The organism is Chryseobacterium ginsengisoli (assembly GCF_039542325.1).
GTDB classification, from domain to species: Bacteria; Bacteroidota; Bacteroidia; order Flavobacteriales; family Weeksellaceae; genus Chryseobacterium; species Chryseobacterium ginsengisoli.
In genome coordinates this window covers 608,893-627,009 of record NZ_BAABHX010000001.1, presented here as the reverse complement: position 1 = coordinate 627,009, position 18,117 = coordinate 608,893, and the positions used below count along the sequence as shown (strand labels likewise).

General features: G+C 32.1%; 18 protein-coding genes and 1 riboswitch. Of the genes, 4 read left to right on the top strand and 14 right to left on the bottom strand.

Translation table 11 applies throughout. The features are described from left to right. Positions 1-19: 19 nt before the first annotated feature. The 8 genes from ABD940_RS02900 to ABD940_RS02865 form a co-directional block, all read right to left on the bottom strand. Entirely contained in the window at positions 20-925 is a 906-nt protein-coding gene (locus ABD940_RS02900) for a hypothetical protein (RefSeq protein ID WP_345200199.1), read from the bottom strand. 15 nt (positions 926-940) lie between these two features. Beyond that, positions 941-2,053, bottom strand: a complete 1,113-nt coding sequence (locus ABD940_RS02895) for an RNA polymerase sigma factor (RefSeq protein ID WP_345200198.1) — start codon at positions 2,051-2,053, stop codon at positions 941-943. 204 nt (positions 2,054-2,257) lie between these two features. Then, a complete protein-coding gene (locus ABD940_RS02890; protein WP_345200196.1) occupies positions 2,258-3,295 on the bottom strand; it encodes a hypothetical protein in 1,038 nt (345 codons plus the stop codon). Between the two features lie 112 nt (positions 3,296-3,407). Then, entirely contained in the window at positions 3,408-3,842 is a 435-nt protein-coding gene (locus ABD940_RS02885) for a PaaI family thioesterase (RefSeq protein WP_345200195.1), read from the bottom strand. Positions 3,843-3,874: 32 nt separating this feature from the next. Further along, complete coding sequence (locus ABD940_RS02880; protein WP_345200194.1) at positions 3,875-4,471, bottom strand: 1-acyl-sn-glycerol-3-phosphate acyltransferase; 597 nt, start codon at positions 4,469-4,471, stop codon at positions 3,875-3,877. A 317-nt stretch (positions 4,472-4,788) separates the two neighbouring features. Next, positions 4,789-6,516, bottom strand: coding sequence for a PspC domain-containing protein (locus ABD940_RS02875; RefSeq protein WP_345200193.1), 1,728 nt, complete (start codon positions 6,514-6,516; stop codon positions 4,789-4,791). An 11-nt stretch (positions 6,517-6,527) separates the two neighbouring features. Continuing rightward, complete coding sequence (locus ABD940_RS02870) at positions 6,528-6,857, bottom strand: PadR family transcriptional regulator (protein ID WP_345200191.1); 330 nt, start codon at positions 6,855-6,857, stop codon at positions 6,528-6,530. A 213-nt stretch (positions 6,858-7,070) separates the two neighbouring features. Continuing rightward, positions 7,071-8,426, bottom strand: a complete 1,356-nt coding sequence (locus ABD940_RS02865) for a cytochrome P450 (RefSeq protein WP_345200190.1) — start codon at positions 8,424-8,426, stop codon at positions 7,071-7,073. Between the two features lie 98 nt (positions 8,427-8,524). On the opposite strand from ABD940_RS02865, the gene ABD940_RS02860 reads away from it, so the two are divergent. Continuing rightward, on the top strand, positions 8,525-9,211 hold the full coding sequence (locus ABD940_RS02860) for an XAC2610-related protein (protein ID WP_345200189.1): 687 nt from the start codon (positions 8,525-8,527) through the stop codon (positions 9,209-9,211). A 2-nt stretch (positions 9,212-9,213) separates the two neighbouring features. Then, positions 9,214-9,804: an HD domain-containing protein gene (locus tag ABD940_RS02855; protein ID WP_047397855.1), complete on the top strand. Its 591-nt coding sequence runs from the start codon at positions 9,214-9,216 to the stop codon at positions 9,802-9,804. A gap of 160 nt (positions 9,805-9,964) precedes the next feature. Here the strand turns inward: ABD940_RS02855 and ABD940_RS02850 are convergent, their stop codons facing one another. From ABD940_RS02850 to ABD940_RS02840, 3 genes are all read right to left on the bottom strand, one after another. Further along, positions 9,965-10,348 carry an acyl-CoA thioesterase gene (locus tag ABD940_RS02850; protein WP_345200187.1) on the bottom strand — a complete coding sequence of 128 codons (384 nt, stop codon included), beginning with the start codon at positions 10,346-10,348 and terminating at the stop codon, positions 9,965-9,967. Between the two features lie 110 nt (positions 10,349-10,458). Then, a riboswitch (cobalamin riboswitch) is annotated at positions 10,459-10,637 on the bottom strand. Between the two features lie 43 nt (positions 10,638-10,680). Then, a complete protein-coding gene (locus ABD940_RS02845) occupies positions 10,681-11,481 on the bottom strand; it encodes a hypothetical protein (RefSeq protein ID WP_345200185.1) in 801 nt (266 codons plus the stop codon). A 31-nt stretch (positions 11,482-11,512) separates the two neighbouring features. Continuing rightward, positions 11,513-12,175: an ATP-binding cassette domain-containing protein gene (locus tag ABD940_RS02840; RefSeq protein WP_345200184.1), complete on the bottom strand. Its 663-nt coding sequence runs from the start codon at positions 12,173-12,175 to the stop codon at positions 11,513-11,515. 424 nt (positions 12,176-12,599) lie between these two features. Here ABD940_RS02840 and ABD940_RS02835 point away from each other — a divergent pair, with 424 nt between their 5' ends. After that, complete coding sequence (locus ABD940_RS02835; protein WP_345200183.1) at positions 12,600-14,162, top strand: T9SS type A sorting domain-containing protein; 1,563 nt, start codon at positions 12,600-12,602, stop codon at positions 14,160-14,162. Between the two features lie 40 nt (positions 14,163-14,202). Here the strand turns inward: ABD940_RS02835 and ABD940_RS02830 are convergent, their stop codons facing one another. From ABD940_RS02830 to ABD940_RS02820, 3 genes are all read right to left on the bottom strand, one after another. Beyond that, positions 14,203-14,478 (bottom strand): YcxB family protein, encoded by a 276-nt coding sequence (locus ABD940_RS02830; RefSeq protein WP_345200182.1) that lies wholly within the window; start codon positions 14,476-14,478, stop codon positions 14,203-14,205. 257 nt (positions 14,479-14,735) lie between these two features. After that, positions 14,736-15,227 carry a YcxB family protein gene (locus tag ABD940_RS02825; protein ID WP_345200181.1) on the bottom strand — a complete coding sequence of 164 codons (492 nt, stop codon included), beginning with the start codon at positions 15,225-15,227 and terminating at the stop codon, positions 14,736-14,738. Positions 15,228-15,233: 6 nt separating this feature from the next. Further along, the gene (locus tag ABD940_RS02820; RefSeq protein WP_345200180.1) at positions 15,234-17,381 is read right to left on the bottom strand and encodes an endonuclease MutS2; all 2,148 of its coding nucleotides are present in this window, start codon (positions 17,379-17,381) and stop codon (positions 15,234-15,236) included. Positions 17,382-17,478: 97 nt separating this feature from the next. Between ABD940_RS02820 and ABD940_RS02815 the strand changes: the two genes are divergently transcribed. Beyond that, a complete protein-coding gene (locus ABD940_RS02815; RefSeq protein WP_345200179.1) occupies positions 17,479-17,982 on the top strand; it encodes a GNAT family N-acetyltransferase in 504 nt (167 codons plus the stop codon). Positions 17,983-18,117: the final 135 nt, after the last annotated feature.

Below are 18,117 nucleotides of genomic sequence, written 5' to 3'. Positions count from 1 at the left end.
TCTAATACTTTTTCGAAAATCATAGCTTTGAAATTATGTAAGAAATTCCAAAATTAATTTTTCTTTCAGCAAAGGTATTATTACTCTTAAAAATCTCAAAATCAAAATCACTGTTTTTTAGCGAAATATTCTTCATATTATATTGCTGATATTCGGCAGACAAAAGAATGCGTTTCAAAACTCTGTATTGAAGTCCTAAAGAAAACCCTAAATTCGTCTGATTAGTTTTAAAATCATCCTGTTTATTCAGAATATTATTTTCAGGAACCAAAAATTGCATTTTATAAGTATTTCGATTGGCTAAAACTCCCGCAAAAGGGCGAATGTTCTTCCATTCGTAAATAAATTTAAGCTGAAGTGCATATTCAAAATGCTTATTATTAAATCTTTGAAATAATAAAGGCTGATTATCTTCGGTAAAGTAAAATCCATTGAGATAAGTGTCATCTTTGTTGGCATCAAGATCAAAAGAAGAGTTCCAATGATAGACATTTGCTGAAAATAGTAATGATAATTGAGAATTAAAGAAACTTTTAGAAGCCCAAAGTCCCAGATTTTCTCCGAATTGCGGCTTACTTTCGGAATTTTGCACTGCCCAGTTTATACTTTTAAAGCCAATCCCGCCTTCTATTCCATATTGAAAAGTAACGGGTTTTCGTAATCTTGCTCTTCTTGAAGCTCTCTGTTTTTCCAATTCTTGTTTGTAAATATCGATTACAAATTTAGTTTCCTGAACTTTTAATTCGGGAAAAATCAAGTCATTTTTTTTGAAATGTAATTGCTTTAATAAATAAACAGTATCATATACAATTACTTTTTCGTAAACATAGACAGTATCAACTTTTCCTTTTTTATGCTTTTGGGCAAATGAAAAGGTTACAGTTAGAATAAAAAAAAGAAATAATATTTTTTTTAAAAAAATCATTGGCTATTCAATTTATCAATCTACAAAAATAGTATCTCTTTTGATGATTTTTTTGACCACGATTACTTTTTGCGGAACCTCTTTAACAGAATCTTTAATCATCGTTTTTTTTAAATTTTGTTTACTTTTTAAGCTTTTTTCTTCTTCATATACTTGTATTTTTGATGAATTTTCATGGTTATTATTTGGAGAATAGATTTGATCTTGATTTATATTTTGTTCCAAATTTGAATTTGAAATCGTTTCATTTCTATTAATTTGGTTTTCCTTTGTTTCAATTTTTTGATTTGTCAAATTTGATGAAACGGTAGAATCATTTATTGTTATAAAAGATGAATTTTTTGGATTTAATAAAAAGATAGAAGCTACAATAATTATTAAAATAGTTACTCCGACAATGACATTCTTTTTCCAAGTCTTATTTGAAGATGAAAATTTTAAATTATTAATTTCAATATCAGATGGAATTTGTAGTTTTTTAGAAGGCTGAATTGTGAAATTCAAAAATTTACTTTGAAATGTCTGTGCCCAAAGTAATCCGCCAAGTCCTAAAATAACAAGCAAATGCGCCATTTTCTTTTTCGGCGTGTTGTGATTGACAACGTTATTTAATAAATAATTCTGAACAGCTTTTTTCGCCCTCAAAAGATGAGATTTTGAGGTATTTACAGTAATTCCTAATAAACCGGAGATTTCTGCATGCGAATGATTTTCAATAAAATATAAATTGAAAACAGATTTGTGATGGGGTGGAAGGCTGTCTATAGAAGACAGCAGTTCTTCATTTGTAAAATCGTAAATGAAGACATTTTTTTCTTCCAAAAGATGATTGTCCATTTCTGAATAGGTATCTGGAATTTCTGATGGTTCTGTAGTGATAAAGGTATCTTTACTGTGCTTACGAATATGCTGCAAAGCGTTATTTACAACAATTTTTTTAAGCCAGCCAAACAATGCTTTTTCATCATTCAATTGGTCATTTTTCTGAATTGCTGTAATGAAACTGTCCTGCACAATATCTTCGGCAGTGTAAATATCCTGTATGTACCTTCGGCAAATCCCTAAAAGTTTTGGGGAATAATTGCTGTAGACTTTTTGCCAGTCTAAATTATTATTTTTTTGCATCATACTTTCTTGATTCGGTGAAGACAAATATAAAGTTACTATTCATCTTAAATATTTTTAAATTTTAAATTAACCCCATCCTGCAATTACGCAGGACGAGAGTAAATTTAATAAAAAGGATAAATGAAATAATTTTTCACAAAACTTTGGTTTTATACTGTAAAGATGCCAAAAAATAAAAAGGTTGCAGTTTTTTTGAAAATATTTTTAATTTGCCAAAACAAAAATAGAATTGAACCCACTTCCGAATATATTTGTAGTGTTATTAATGCTTTGAGTTTCTACATTATTAATGTAAACTTTACTTGCATTAGATGTTGTTTGCTGTTTTATGAGATATAAATTATTATTAAGTACAAAAATATCCTGAATCATCGGATAGTTGGAATCTAAAGGAAACATTGTTTGAACATTATTTTTGTAATAATAATTATTCAGGAAAATAGATCCGATTACATATTGATCATTAGAAGATGTTTCACCTACGATTTTTCCAAAATTAAGGTTTGAATTTACATTGCTATCTACAAGGGTTTCTGTATTAGTAGATAACTGTCTGGAATAATAATTTTGATTTTTAATATAAAGAAAACTAATACCATTTATTGTTTCTGCAAAATTTCCTACCCAAGTGATACCTGGAACGGAATGAAAAGTGGAGTTGATGTAGTACCCAGACTGAATTAGGTTGGTCGTAACATCATATATTAATGCAGAAACATACGCTTGATGATTGTAAATATTAAGCTTTGAAGTGGTATAAATAATACTTCCTGATGTATTGAGAACTGTTTTTACACCATTTTTCCAGATACACAAAGCGTATCTTTCATGAGCAATAGGAGAAACTGTATCATAATATCCAAGGAAATAAGTATCATTATTATCAATAGCTATATCTAAAATCTGATAATATTGTCCTATAGGAATTCCCAAATATTGTCCTAAGTTTTGTCTTACATTATTTTTCCAGTAATAATAAGTTCTGTTAGCATTAGAACTGTTATTTCCCAAAATATGTACGTCGTTATTTTCAACAATAATTTTGGTGGCGGTTGTACTGTCGGTAGAGGCTAAATCTGTTTTAACATTGTTTTTCCAATAACAAGCTTTAAAATTGTCTCTGCCCGCAACGTATACATCATATGAGAGAACATTTTTTTTCACAGCTTCCATGTCGTCATTTGTAGAGCATGAAACTGCAAACATCAATAAAAATAAAAAAGGTAAAATTAAAGTTTTCATGGTTGTTAATTTTCTTATAAGATGCAGAAAAAATAAAAGGTTGCAGTCTGAAAACAAAAAAACTCAAAAAAAATTTTTTGAGTTCTATATTTTTTTAATAAAAATTAAAATTCTATCGGTTGATAATATTATTCGTCATCGTTGTATGATTGATAAGCTGACCTTTTTCATCACGGATCTCAATTTCAGAAACGTGCATTGTTTTTCCTTTTCTGATAAATCTTGCAACAGCCGTTACAATTCCGTCTTTTTTACTTCTTAAATGGTTGGAATTAATATTCGTTCCCACTCCAAAATATTTTTCTCCGTCAATGAAAATATTAGACAGGCTAGAACCCATTGTTTCTGCCAAAACGCAGCTTGCACCACCGTGCATAATTCCGAAAGGCTGATGAATTCTTGGTGAAACCGGCATTGTTGCTGTTAATGTTTCATTTTCAAGATCAATATCTATGAATTTTATATCAAGGGTTTTCGCGAATGTTTCTTCACCCCAATTATTGATGAATTCTAATATTTCTTCCTTTGTTTTATCTTTCGTATACATATTTTGATAAGTAATGAGTAATTTTTTAACTTCTAACTTTTAGCGTCTGAATCATTTCCCATGATATTCGGATTCCAGTTTTCAGGAATTTTGGGACCAATATCATTTTTAATATAATAATCCTGAATTTCCTGCATGATTTCTGCAAATGGAACTGATGCAATTTTTTCATAAGGAATAGTATACCCTAAGTAAACGATCTTCCTTTTAAAATCTCCTGCCGCCAAAACAATCGGAACTTTTGCTGCCAAAGCCATGTGGTAAAAACCTTTTCTCCATTTCGGAACCCAGCTTCTTGTCCCTTCCGGAGTGATTACCAAGCTGAAATTATCTTTTGCAAACTGATTGGCTACGAAATTCACCAAATCATTTTTCTGGCTTCTGTCGATTCCGATTCCACCTAGACCTCTTACTACGCTTCCGTACCAAGCTTTTGTATGAGCATCTTTAATGATGATTTTTAATGGCTTTTTTAATGACCAATAGGCAAGATTTCCCAGGATATATTCCATATTGTGAGTATGTGGTGCTACGACCAGAATACACCTGTTCAGGCTGTTTGCGTCGCCTTGTAAAACGACCTTCCAACCCATTAATTTTAGCATTAATTTGCCAATCAGCTTTCTCATATACTTTGAATTAAAAACAAAAAAGTATAACCAAAGTGGTTATACTTTACAAATATATTGAAATATTATCGCTCTTAAAATAAACTGCTGATTAAATCAACAATTTTCATTACAATTTCCAGTGCTAGTTGTACCATGATTATTGAATATTTTTTTGAGTGTTTTGGTTATAATTTTTTTTCTACACAAATGTAAAGATTTTTATTTACATAGAGAACTAAATATTTATATTTTTTGCTTTCTGTGAGAGAAGAAGAGTGTGAATTTCAAACGGTTGTGTTATTCATTCACACCTTCTGCCACTCTCTGCAGTTTAGTTATTTAGTTTGTATGGAAATCTCGTTTTTACCTTCGTTTACTTTGATGTCTACATTACCGCCTTTCATTTTTTTGATGCTGTTTTTCATAGAATCAATTACTTTGTCGGCTTGGTTGCTCGGAACTTTTTTTCCGTTTACGATAATGCTGTCGCTGTCGTTATCATCAGAATTGTATTCAATTGTAGAACCGTTTACTGTGATTTTATTGTTTTCGATTTTAATTTTTCCGTTTTCGTCTTTTTCCTGATCGTCATCATTGATTCCGTCTGCATTCAGATCTCCGTTAAAGCTTATTCCGTCTTGTTTTACAGGAATTACCACTGTTTTCAAAGGAAGTACCAATTCATAATCGATGCTGTAATCTCTAAATCTGTGTTCGTAAGGGTATCTAATATAATTCGGAAGAACTACTTTATTATTTACGATTTCTACAGGAACACTTACGTTTAGCGGAAGATTATATCCTTTAGCCTCTTTTTTGATGATTAAATAAGGAGTTTTAATATCAGCCTTTCTCGTTACATCTACATGAATCCAATCTCTTTCATATACCGAAACTTTATCAGAATAAAGATCATCATCATATCCTTTAAAGTTTTGAGGAATAGAAACCTGCTTGAAATCAACATAAATACTGTCTGATTGTGTATTGATTGCAACTTCTTCAGTATCTTCTTTGTGACCTTTAAGGAACATTTCCTGTTTTGCCATGCTGAATCCGAAATAAGTACCCAAAGCGATCAATGCAAGGAACAATGCTCCGATTACCCAACCTGTATTTCTCAATTTTGTTTTAGGAGAAATTAATTTGATGCTTAATAACCCGAAGATCATCGCTGGAATTAAGCTTCCTAAAGTGATCAATGCCATGATGATGTATTTCATGCTGTCATTATCAAAATAGAAATTCATTTGGCTGATAGGAGGGAAGTCGCTGTCTGCTCCCATGAAACCGAATACTACGAATACTCCGATTAAACAAGATAAAGACATAAATGCAAAGATTCCACCTAAAACATATCTTACAACATTCCACAATCCGCTCCCGGCGTTATCGATGTATGGTTTGTTTTCGTTGTAGATTTCTCCGACCCTCTGAGTAGATTCGTTGGCAAACTGCACCAATTTATTAGACTCATTCTTAAGATTGTCGAAGTTCATAGGCTTTCCCTTCATTTTCAGGAAATCTGCTGCAGTTTCTGCTTTTGGCAATACCGCCCAAAGGATGATATAAAGCAAGAAAACTAAGGTTGATGAAACAGCCGCTGTGAAAATTCCTAGGATGAAAATTCCTAGCCAGATTGCTCTCATTGCAGTAATATCCATTCCGATATAATGAGCTAAACCTGCGCAAACACCTGCAATTTTTTGTCTTTCAGGGTCACGGAACAATTGCTTTTTGTCAGAATATTCAGTTCCTGAGGTATTAGTTCTTTTTGTATTTTTCTCAGAATAATATGCTTCTTCCTGTTCTTCAATTTTTTCAGGGCTTCCGATCTGTGCAATTACTCTTTCTACATCGGAGTCATTGATTACTTCACGTTTTGCCATGGTATCATTAAAGATTTCTACCATTCTGATTTCTATGTCATGCATTACCTCTTCCGCTTCCGAAGCATCCAATGAGCTTCTCAGTGCATTAAGGTAATCGCTAAGCTTTATATATGCGTGCTCTTCTATTGTAAAAGAAAAACCTGCGAGTCCTATTGAGAGTGTCTTGTTCATAGCTTTGTTTTTTAATTTTTTTGAGTGATTTGGTTGACTGAATCTGTTAATTCGTTCCAGGTATTTTGAAGTTCATCTAAAAACAGTTTACCTTTTTCTGTTATCTGGTAGTATTTTCTTGGTGGTCCTCCAGTAGATTCTTCCCATCTGTAAGAGAGAAACTCACCGTTTTTTAATCTTGTTAAAAGAGGGTAGAGTGTTCCTTCCACTACATCCAGTTTTCCTTTTTTCAGTTCATCTATTAGATCGGAAACGTACATTTCGCGAATATTGATGAGACTTAAAATACAGAATTCCAGAATTCCTTTTCGCATTTGCGCTTTGGTATTTTCAGTATTCATCTTTAATAAGTTTTGTTAATTAGTTATATAATTTTCGAAGGTTGGTTCCTAGCTAGTTGAACCTATTCCGATTTTACATTACAAAGATATGTAATTAAAATGGTAATATGCAATACAAAGTAGTGAAAAAACACAAATAAATAATGTAACTATTTGAAAATCAGTTTAATTATTTTTAATGGTGAAATTTGAGAAATGAAGAATCTAGAAAAATTAGATTAATTTATTAATAATTTTACCTTTTAAGCTGGTTGTTCTTAAAGTGACAAGCGCCTTTTTCTCCAATTTGTTCTGATATGATATAAAACTGAAGTTTTTGTAGAATTTACGGACGATAAGAGCCATTTCCATCATGGCAAAGTGTTCACCGATGCAAAGTCTTGGACCTGCTCCAAAAGGATAGTAAGCAAAATTCTTCGCATTTTCATCATCAAAACGTTCCGGGATAAAGGAGTTTGGATCTTTCCAATATTTTGGATTTCTGTGTAAACCTGTTATATAAAGAATAATTAAAGTTCCTTTCGACCAAGAATATTCTTTAAAACTATCGTCCTCTAAAGCTTGTCGGTCAATTGCCCAAGCCGGAGAATGCAGTCTCATTGCTTCTTTGATAACATTTGAAGTGAAAGATTTTTTCATTAAGCTTTCAGTTGTGAAAATATTTTCCCCTTCTTCTGCGATTTCCTGTTTTAATTTTTTTTCCGCTTCAGGATTCTGGCTGATCTCAAAAAAGATAAAACTTAAAGCATTTGCCGTAGTTTCGTGACCGGCAATGAAAAGAATAAGCATTTCATCAACAAGCTGTTCATCGGACATAGGAAGGTTTGTATCTTCATATCGCGTCTGAATCAACATATCAAGCAAATCATTTTTTTCTTCGCCCGAATTTCTTCGTTTATCCAAAACACCTTGAATAATGGCTTTTGATCTGTTACTTTTCGCAATCGTTTTATCAATTACGCCAAATATTTTTAAAATTTGTGAATAAAAAGGTAAACGAACTTCTTTTGCAAAAACTTCCTGAACCTCGGTAATGATCTTACCTAATTCTTTAACCTTACTTTCGTCAATATCTGAGCTGAAAAGAGTTTTCGCAACAATATTAAAAGCAAGTGTATGAAAAAAATCGTACAGATCGACCTCTGTTTCTTTATTAAATAATTGAAAAGCTGCATCAATTTCCTCTTCCATAATAGAAACCAGATTCGCAATTTTTGCTTTACTGAAACCGGGTTGAATCAGTCTTCTTTGTTTGAGCCAATCTTTTCCGTTGTTTGTCAACAGACCGTTTCCGAGATATTTTCCTAAAGTGATGGACTGTATTTCAGATTTAAAATAATTTTTGTGATTTTGCTTTAAAATATATTCTGTGAATTCTTTATCCTGGGAAAAAATAAAGTTTTTATCCGTAAAACTGGCTTTGATGTAATAATTATCTCCCGCAATGTCATGATTTCCACTGATAACTTCCAACGGATTTTTTACCCCTTTAAATAAAGAATACAATTTTCTTTTTCCTTTAATTTCCGTTGGATAATTGAATTGAGAAGACATATGATATATTTCCATTAAAAATACAATTAATCTCTTATATAAAATAGCTTTAAATCAAAACCCTTATTTTTGTATAGAATTTGTTTGAAAAAAATTCAATTAAAAAATCACATATGATTAATTCCAGACTTTTATTACCGTTTATTCTTTTGGGGACAACAGTTTTTGCCCAAAATCAGTTTGAATTAAAAGATGCATCAAAGAATTATGATGTTAAAATTAATGTTGAAAACTGTGATAAAGAAGAATGTAAAGGGAAAGCGACTATTGAATTATTTAATAAAAAGACTTTCAAAAAGTTTCAGACCTTAACATCCGATGATTTGAATTTTTATTTAAATGAAAATCAAAAACCAACTGCAAATATCATTCAATTATATGATGAACAAAGTCCGTTGATTTTTGATGATTTTAATTTTGACGGAACGGAAGATATCGCCATTAGAAACGGAAATGAAAGTAGTTATGGCGGACCTTCATATGATGTCTATGTTTTTAATATTACCAGAAAACAATTTGTTCCAAGTGAAGAATTAACCGCTCTTGCTCACGATAATTTAGGAATGTTTAATACGGATTCTGAACGAAAAAGATTAATTACCTATTCAAAATCAGGATGTTGTTGGCATATTACAACGGAATATTCTGTTCTTCCTCAAAGAGGATTATTCAAAGTCTACGAATTGGAAGAAGATGCGATGGGTGGAGAAAAAGTAGTCGTGACAAAACGTGAATTCATCGATGATAAATGGATACAAAACGTTAAAACCTATCCAATAAACGAATATTATAAAGATTAACAATGAAGATACAAAAGGAAATCGATTTTATTCTGGCAGTTGATGCCTTAAAAAATGTACAGAGGAGAAATTATAATGCAGATGATTCCAGAAGAGAAAATACGGCGGAACATTCTTGGCAGATCATTATTTTGGCTCAGATTCTTTTTCCATATGCGAAAAACAGAGCGGATATTGATTTGTTAAGAGTGATCAGAATGTTATCAATTCATGACTTGGTCGAAATTGAAGCTGGAGATACTTTCTTATTTGACGAAGCTGCAATGGTTGGGAAATTTGAAAGAGAAAAGATTTCAGCTCAAAAGATTTTCGGAATTTTGGATGAACCGTTAAGAACAGAGTTTTTCAATATGTGGCTGGAATTTGAGGAGGAACAAACTCCTGATGCGATTTTTGCCTGTGCAATTGACAGAATCATGCCTTTCATTTTAAATTCTCACACTTCAGGAAAAAGCTGGACGGAAGCCGGAGTTACAGAAAAACAGATCAGAAATATGTTGGAAAATGCTATTGTCAGAGCTTCTGATGAAATGGGGGAGGCTTTTCAGCATTTGTTAATTAAAAACTTAGAGACTGAAAAAGTTTTGAAATAATTTATATTTTTCCCACAGATTTCACGGATTTTCACAGATGTTTATGGTTTAATTTAAACTAAAAAAGAAAAATATACGCAATCATCTGTGAAAATCCGTGAAATCTGTGGGAAATAAAAAATAAAAAAAGTTCAGCGAACTTTGCCGCTGAGCTCTTTATTTATAGTATTTGGATTGGTTTCTTGAATTCATCAATTGCCACAAAAGTAAAATCACCAACAATGGCTCTTTCTCTTTCATAAGAATACATTTGTTCGGTATATATTTCTACGCTTACTTTCATACTGGTATTTCCTACGTGAGAAACTTTCCCGATCAATTCAACAATTGTTCCTGCAGGAATCGATCTTTTAAAATCGATTTTATCGCTGCTTACGGTTACTACGCGTTTTCTTGCAAATCTTGTTGCTGCAATAAACGCCACTTCATCCATCAGCTGCATCGCAGTACCACCGAAAAGCGTATCGTAATGATTGGTTGTGTTAGGAAAAACCGCTTTAAAAATTCGGGTTTCGGATGCTTCAATTCTTTCTTCTGTAGTCATATTTCATTATTAAATTAATGCAAAATGAAATGTATTAAAACAACAGAAAACAACAGAGACGGAAATCTCTGAACATCCATTAGATCAATAAACTTCAAATCGCGAAAGTTTTTTGTTGAAAGAAAAAGGCAGGTCTCCTGACTTGTAACATCTTTATTTCCTTCCCATGACTTGCACAGTGGATTTTTAATAAAGACTTCAGTTACTTACAGTTGCGCGACAGTCCGTGATTTTCACACGATTCCCTTTTAATCTGCAGTTAAGCAAAACCATTTTCTGAAAAGTTATAAACTTATAACTTTTCGGTTGCAAAAATAATGATTATTAACGAATTATTCCGGATTTTTGTAAATGATCTGGCTTTCAGCTTTTCCCTGCTTTATTGTCCAGATCGTGGTATATCTGTTTTCACCCGAACCATTCGTCATATAAAGGAAAATATGATTATTGTCGATCGCAGTAACTCCGACATTATTGAAATCCATTGTCGGCTGGAACATATTTTTAATAGCATCTCTCACAAAAACAGAACCTCTTCCAGGTTGCTGAACTCGTACAGATTTAATTTCCGTCATTCCTTCAGGAATTTCTTTGCCAACACCCCAAGATTTTACTTTGTCAACTTTAATGATATTTCCGTTGGCGTCTTTTTCCTGTTTTTTGATATTTGCATAAGAAGGATAAACATCAATAATCACTTTTGTTCTCTGATTCCCGGGAATTTTTGGATTCGTATCGTCCGTGAAAATTATTGATTTCCCATTTTTAGATTTTGAAGGAGTGAATTGTGGCAGTTTATCAACAAAAACAACACGGTTTTTATTTACCATTCCTTCTTTCGTGATGCTGTCATATCTTACGAAAGGTTTTTCTGTGTCTTCTTTTTCAGGATATTTTATCCAGATCCATTCTGTTTCTCCGGGAGCAGGTTTTACATAAATAAATACGTCTCCTGTTTTCATGCGGATCTTATCAATGATTTTTCGGTAATCTTCTTTGTGAACACGCACCATTGCATAACCTTCCTCAGCTTTTACAACACCGAAAGGAACTTTATCCTGACCTTTTGCAAAACCCAAAGAAAAAAGACTAAAAACTGATAAATAAAACGCTTTGTTTACGGAAATCATCATGAAAAATTTTTTGACAGTTCAAATATATAAATTAAATACTTTTTGGCAGATAATTATATTGTTGCAATTCTTTTAAATCTTTAATTTGTTTTAAATAAGAATCGGAAAGAAGATAAATATCATCTGAAATATCCAAAACTTCCTGATATCGATGGTCTGAAATAATGATTCCTTTGTGCTTCGATTGTTCTTTGATTATATTTTGTATTTCCGTTGTTATTTTTGGGGAAAGTCCATTGAAAGGCTCATCAAGCAAAACAAATTTTGAATCTGAATAAATAATCAACAACACTTCAACGATTTTCTTTTCTCCGCCTGAAAGATTTCTTGAAGTTTCATTAAGAAAAGGTTTAATTAAATTTAATTCAAAGAGTTTGTCAGAATTTTCTCTATTACAAAAAAGCGGAATTAAATTTTTAATCTTAATACCTTTAGGAAGAAAAAAATGTTGAGGTAAATAAGCAATTTTTCCTTTTCTGTCCGTTTGATTTTGCAAAACTTCATCGTCGACTCTTATAAATTGAGAATCGCCTTTCTCTGTTCCGAAAATAATTTTCAGCAAAGTAGATTTTCCCGACCCGTTTCTTCCCAATAATCCAACGACTTTTCCTGTTTCACAACTGATGTAAATATCTCTTAAAATTTTCTTTTCATCAAAAGATTTTGTGATACTGTCGACATGTAGCTTGCTCATAAAAATTTTGTGATCATATTTACGGTTATACTAAATAATAAAGTAAATATCCAAAGAAATAATCTTGAGAATCCAAAGTTTGCATAAAAATAATATTCATCTTTTAACCTTAATTCATAAATTAAAAAGTGAAGTGACGGAAAAAATACTAAAAAGCATAATCCAAAGCCATTTATAGTAAATCCCAGTTGTGAATCCATAAGAAGGGAAAATGAAACGGCAGGAATTAACAATTTTAAATAGAAAATCCATAAAATTTTTACACTTTTTATCATTCTTGATTTTTGTAGCCCAAATATATAAACTAGATATTTCTTATAAACCAATACTTCTGGATATTATTTACTGAAAATTCTTATTTTTGACGCTTAATTAATCATGAAGAAAGTAAATTCTCTAAATTACTTTTCACAACTCATTAACAATGAAAAACATATTTTCAATTTTAACATTGATGCTCTCGCTTGTAATGGCGGGGCAAACTGCTCCTTCTATTCAGTGGAAGAAGACACTTGGAGGAAGCAATTGGGATCAAGGATCCTCTGTATGTCAGACTTCGGATGGTGGTTCTATTATAGCTGGCTATTCTCCTTCTACAGACGGTAATGTAACAGGAAATCACGGCAATGGTGATTATTGGGTAGTAAAGTTGGATAGCAGTGGAAATATTCAATGGCAGAAATCTTTAGGAGGAAGTGATTACGATTATGCTTATTCTATACAGCAAACTTCGGATGGTGGCTATATTGTTGCCGGGCAAACATATTCTAACAACGGTGATGTGACTGGTTATCACGGGAGTGTCTATGCTGATTTTTGGGTTGTTAAGCTAGATATTAATGGCAACATTCAATGGCAAAAAGCAATTGGAGGAAACGGTCAGGATGCAGCTTACTCAATTCAGCAAACTTCAGACGGAGGTTATATCGTAGCAGGTGAGTCATCATCGACGGATGGGGACGCTATTGGTCATTTATCTTATAATAATACTGATCTTTGGATTGTAAAAATTAATAGCACGGGTAATATCCAATGGCAAAAATCATTTGGGGGATATGGTACAGAAATAGCTTTAGATGCCAAGCAAACTTCTGATGGTGGATATATTGTTGCAGGAGCTACAGCGTCTAATAGTGGTGATATAACGCAAAATTATGGTGAATATGACTATTGGGTGTTAAAACTAGATAGTACAGGAAATTTGCAATGGCAGAAAACTTTTGGAGGAAGTGGTACAGATAATGCACAATCTGTAATACAAACATCCGACGGAGGATATATGGTTGCCGGATTTTCAAGGTCGAACGATGGTCTTATACATAATCACTATGGGAATTTATTTACTAATGACGCCTGGATAATCAAATTGGATGGAAGCGGCAATATCGTATGGGCGAAATCTAAAGGTGGAACAGGTAATGATGTAGCTAACTCCATAAAAGAAATAGGGAATGGAGAATACGTGTTTGCCGGATACTCTTCATCGAACGATGGAGATGCAGTCGGAAATCCTACAGGTTCAGCTAATTTTTGGATTGTAAAAATAGGTAGTAGCGGAAATGTAATCTGGCAAAAATCAATGGGAGGTAGTTTAGGTGACTTTGGACAGTCTGTGAGTCAGACAACGGATGGTGGCTTTATCATGACAGGATATTCTTACTCGAACGATGGTGATGTTTCTTCTCATTACGGAATTCCGACATATCCTGATTTTTGGGTTGTAAAATTGGGACCAGAAGTTTTGTCAACCAATGAAACCAAATTCGAAAATCTTAGTATTTTTCCAAATCCTGTTTCTGATATTCTAAATATTTCAGGAATGATTTCCGATTCAGATTTTGAAATTTATAATGCAGTTGGGCAAAAAGTAAAAGAAGGAAAAATTAAAAATAAAACTGTAGATGTAAGCCATTTACTAAAGGGAGTTTATTTTATTCATATAAAAGAAAAAGAAAAATCGGTGAAATTGAAATTCATTAAAACGTAAAAAAAGAGCGTCAATTAGGACGCTCTTTTTTTATTTTGAATTAATCGTTTCTTAATTTTGATTTTACATTATTACTTTTAATAATATTTCTAAGTTCTAAAATCTGATCTTTTGTGAAATCTTTTTTCGGAATCATATTTTTTGAATGTGAATCGTAAAGTATTAAAAATAAATTTTTAAGCTCTCGAATCTCGTAAATTGTTTTCCATTCTATTTCGCTTTTGAATGTTTTACCCTGTATAATGATTTTTTCATTTGAAAAAGTATATGCTAATTCTTCTTTTATATTTGTATTAGTTTTGTATATTTTCCTCAATTGTAAATATTTAATGATAGATAGAAATAGTATAAACAAAACAAGTACAATGTTTCCTAATAAATTTTGGGTATTTTCAGGATGGAAAATATAAGAAATAATACTAGAAACAAAAGCAAGAAATATCCAAATAAATATTAGTTTGGGTATAATTTTTTCAAATAAAATATTAATGGTTAATTTAACATATTCCTTAAAAGAGATTTTAGTTTTTACAGTCATAGTTTAATCTATTTACTAACTTTTTATTTTTTGAATTAATCGTTTCTAAGTTTTGACCGTACTTTATTATTTTTAATAATATTTCTAAGCTCAACAATCTGATCTTTCGTAAAGAACTTTTTCGGAACCATATTCATTGTTTGAGCACTTTGATAAATCAAAAACCATTCTTTGTTTTCTTTTACTTTATGAACGGAATCCCATGCAAATTCTCCATCAAATGTCTCACCTTCTGTACGAATCTTTTCATTCGTAAAAGTATAAGAAATACTTTCCTGAATTTTTTTATTTGAACTAAATGCAAATCTCAAACGGAGGAAAGACCGGATAATAATAAATAAGAATAAAATTCCCAACCACATCGAAGCCGATTGTAAAATATCTCTCTCAGATTCACCATCCATAAATTGCTTTAATACAAAAAATGATAAAACTAATAAAGGGAAAGCAATAAGCCTCGTTAAAGAACTTTTCAAATGAAACATCAAAAAATCCCTGAATGTAATCTGTGTTTTTACAGTCATCATTAGATATTAAATCCTTTCCAGTTCATCTGCATTAATTGTTGTCTTGAACGTTCCGTAATTAACAATTACCTTATTCCTCGAAATCTTCTCGATTGTCCCGACACTTGTACTTCCCGAAATACGAACACGTTGTCCGATTTTCATCCAAAGAGCACGGTCAACTTTGCGTTTTTCTTCAATTTTCTCGTTTGTTTCAATGATTTTTTCGATAACATCTTCTTTCTTCAACTGTTGCGTAATTTTTCTTTTCACAACCTGAAGTCGTTTAGATTCATCTTTGTCAGCTCCGATTTTTCTGAACTTTTCCTGTTCCAAAATCTTCACAAAATCCTTCACGACATCTTTCCTCGATTTTCCTTTTACATAACTGTCGATAAACGATTCGATCTTGGTTCCAAACTGAAGTTTACGATGTTCTTCTTCATACAATTTCTGGAAATTAAATAACTTTTGCTGAAGCTGTTCATTCAGTTTTTGCAGATTGTCACGTTTGTCTTCAACAGATTCTTTTCTTTCGGCAAGGTCGGTTTTAAGTTTTTCAACCTCATATTTTTCCTGTTGAAGTTTTACAATCGTTTTATCAAGATTCACAATATCATGTTCCACTTTTTTCTTCGCAGAATGAATGATAAATCTTGGAATTTTATTCTTTTCCGCTACCTCAAAAGTAAATGAACTTCCGGCTTGTCCGACTTCCAGTTTATACATTGGTTCAAGCGTTTCTTCATTGAATAGCATTGCTGCATTTTCTGCATTCGGAAGCTCTTCAATAACCAATTTGATGTTTGTGTAGTGCGTCGTAATGATCGCAAAACTTTTTTTATCATAGAAAAACTCAAGGAAACTTTCAGCCAAAGCACCACCTAATTCAGGATCGGAACCTGTTCCGAATTCATCAATCAATAAAAGCGTATTTGCATCAGCTTCACGGATGATTCCTCCCATTTTCTTCAACCTCGACGAATAAGTCGAAAGATGATTTTCAATAGATTGGTTATCACCAATATCGGTCATGATTTTATCAAAGAAAAACATTTCGGATTTTGGATGAGTAGGAACTAAAATTCCACTCTGGATCATCAGTTGGAGTAATCCAACAGTTTTCAAAGTGATTGATTTTCCTCCTGCATTCGGTCCTGAAATACAGATAATTCTGTTATGATCCGTTAAAGTAAGGGTTTGGGAGAAAATAGTTTTGTTTTCCGCTTTATTTCTTAAAAATAATAAAGGATGGAAAGCTTCTCTTAATCTTAAAGTTCTGTGACGGTTTATTTTCGGTAAAACTCCGTTGATTAACTCTGCAAATTTTGCTTTAGCTCTCGTTAAATCAAGGTCAAAAATATACTTCTGATATCTCCAAAGCTGAGGTTGAAATTCTGCCAGTTCTGCGGTTAATTTTCTCAGAATTTTGTCGATTTCCTTTTTCTCTTCTTCTTCGCTTTCTTTAAGTTTGAAGTAATGTTTTACCACGCTGTCCGGTTGCATGTAAGTGATAGAACCTGTTTTTGAAAGTCCTAAAACTCTTCCCGCCACTCTTTTTTTGTAGGCAGATTTTACCGCCAACACTCTTTGATCATCAATAATCGTTTCGCGAATATCATCCAAGAAATCACTTTGCCCGTAATTGAACAGAGCACGGTTGAAATTTTCCTGAATTGCTTTTTTGGCAACCTGCATTTCAGCCCTTAACTCTTTTAAAATTGGAGAAGCCTCACTTTTTACTTCACCAAAACGGTTAAAAACTTTATCAACTTTATCAATAATTTCTTTTTTGAATTCCAACACAGAAACATCCTGAATCAAAGTAGGAAAAGTTTCGGGCATGGTTGGGAAAAACTTTTGCAGCTTTCCGATTTGTTCCGTAAGCGTTTTTATTCTGATGAAAGAGCTGTTTTCCAGACGATAATTCTCGATAAGCATTACTTTCAGCTCATTATCAATATCCTCATATTCATCAAACGGAATCGCATTTGAACTTTCAAAACTCGACAAATATTCGGAAGTTTTTTTCAAAGAAAGTTCTGCCTCGTCAATTTCCATCGGACGAAGTTGAAGAATTTTTTCTCTCGTTTTCGGAGAATACGCAAAAGGAGAAATTTCCGCGAGCAATTGCGGAAACTCTAATTCGTTTAAATCTTCGTTATTTATATACACACTGCAAATTTAGTGAGAAAATATGAATGTTATTTGAAAATGATGTAATTTGGAAATTTGAAAATATCTATTAATCAGCTTTTACTAAATTTGAGATATGAAACTAGAAACTGAAAGACTACAATTAAAAGAAATCAACGAAAGTAACGTTGATGATATTTTGAAAATTAGAAGCAACGAAATCATCAATCAATTTGTACAGAGAATTTCTCCGAAAAACAATTATGATGCACTGCAATTTATTTTAACGATAAAAGAGAGAACCCAAAATAATGAGACTTTTTATTGGGGAATTTCTTTAAAAGATCAGCCCAATCTTATTGGAACGATTTGCCTTTGGAAATTTTCCGAAGATCGAAAAATTGCAGAAGTTGGTTATGAATTATTACCCGATTATCATAGACAGGGAATCATGTCGGAAGCTTTGAATGCAGTTATAGATTTTGCTTTTAATGATTTACATTTGCAAGAAATGGTGGCAATGACCAATAAATTTAATGAAAACTCGAAAGGCATTCTTTTAAAACATAATTTTTTGTTGGAAGAGGGTAGAGAAGATGAAGGTTTTCCTGATAATTTGGTTTTTAGCTTGAAGAAATGATACTTCACTTGTTATTTCGACGAAGGAGAAATCTACTTTTCTTTTTTAATCATTAAATTTGCTATTAGATTCTTTACTACGCGATTCTTTCATAATGACAGTCTGGCGTAAAAATTGAATTTTCAAATTGAACTA

Excerpts from the sequence above, each read along its gene's own strand:
- ABD940_RS02900 (WP_345200199.1), bottom strand. The coding sequence starts at position 925 with ATGATTTTTTTAAAAAAAATATTATTTCTTTTTTTTATTCTAACTGTA.
- ABD940_RS02895 (WP_345200198.1), bottom strand. The coding sequence starts at position 2,053 with ATGATGCAAAAAAATAATAATTTAGACTGGCAAAAAGTCTACAGCAAT.
- ABD940_RS02890 (WP_345200196.1), bottom strand. The coding sequence starts at position 3,295 with ATGAAAACTTTAATTTTACCTTTTTTATTTTTATTGATGTTTGCAGTT.
- ABD940_RS02885 (WP_345200195.1), bottom strand. The coding sequence starts at position 3,842 with ATGTATACGAAAGATAAAACAAAGGAAGAAATATTAGAATTCATCAAT.
- ABD940_RS02880 (WP_345200194.1), bottom strand. The coding sequence starts at position 4,471 with ATGAGAAAGCTGATTGGCAAATTAATGCTAAAATTAATGGGTTGGAAG.
- ABD940_RS02875 (WP_345200193.1), bottom strand. The coding sequence starts at position 6,516 with ATGAACAAGACACTCTCAATAGGACTCGCAGGTTTTTCTTTTACAATA.
- ABD940_RS02870 (WP_345200191.1), bottom strand. The coding sequence starts at position 6,857 with ATGAATACTGAAAATACCAAAGCGCAAATGCGAAAAGGAATTCTGGAA.
- ABD940_RS02865 (WP_345200190.1), bottom strand. The coding sequence starts at position 8,426 with ATGGAAATATATCATATGTCTTCTCAATTCAATTATCCAACGGAAATT.
- ABD940_RS02860 (WP_345200189.1), top strand. The coding sequence starts at position 8,525 with ATGATTAATTCCAGACTTTTATTACCGTTTATTCTTTTGGGGACAACA.
- ABD940_RS02855 (WP_047397855.1), top strand. The coding sequence starts at position 9,214 with ATGAAGATACAAAAGGAAATCGATTTTATTCTGGCAGTTGATGCCTTA.
- ABD940_RS02850 (WP_345200187.1), bottom strand. The coding sequence starts at position 10,348 with ATGACTACAGAAGAAAGAATTGAAGCATCCGAAACCCGAATTTTTAAA.
- ABD940_RS02845 (WP_345200185.1), bottom strand. The coding sequence starts at position 11,481 with ATGATGATTTCCGTAAACAAAGCGTTTTATTTATCAGTTTTTAGTCTT.
- ABD940_RS02840 (WP_345200184.1), bottom strand. The coding sequence starts at position 12,175 with ATGAGCAAGCTACATGTCGACAGTATCACAAAATCTTTTGATGAAAAG.
- ABD940_RS02835 (WP_345200183.1), top strand. The coding sequence starts at position 12,600 with ATGAAAAACATATTTTCAATTTTAACATTGATGCTCTCGCTTGTAATG.
- ABD940_RS02825 (WP_345200181.1), bottom strand. The coding sequence starts at position 15,227 with ATGATGACTGTAAAAACACAGATTACATTCAGGGATTTTTTGATGTTT.
- ABD940_RS02815 (WP_345200179.1), top strand. The coding sequence starts at position 17,479 with ATGAAACTAGAAACTGAAAGACTACAATTAAAAGAAATCAACGAAAGT.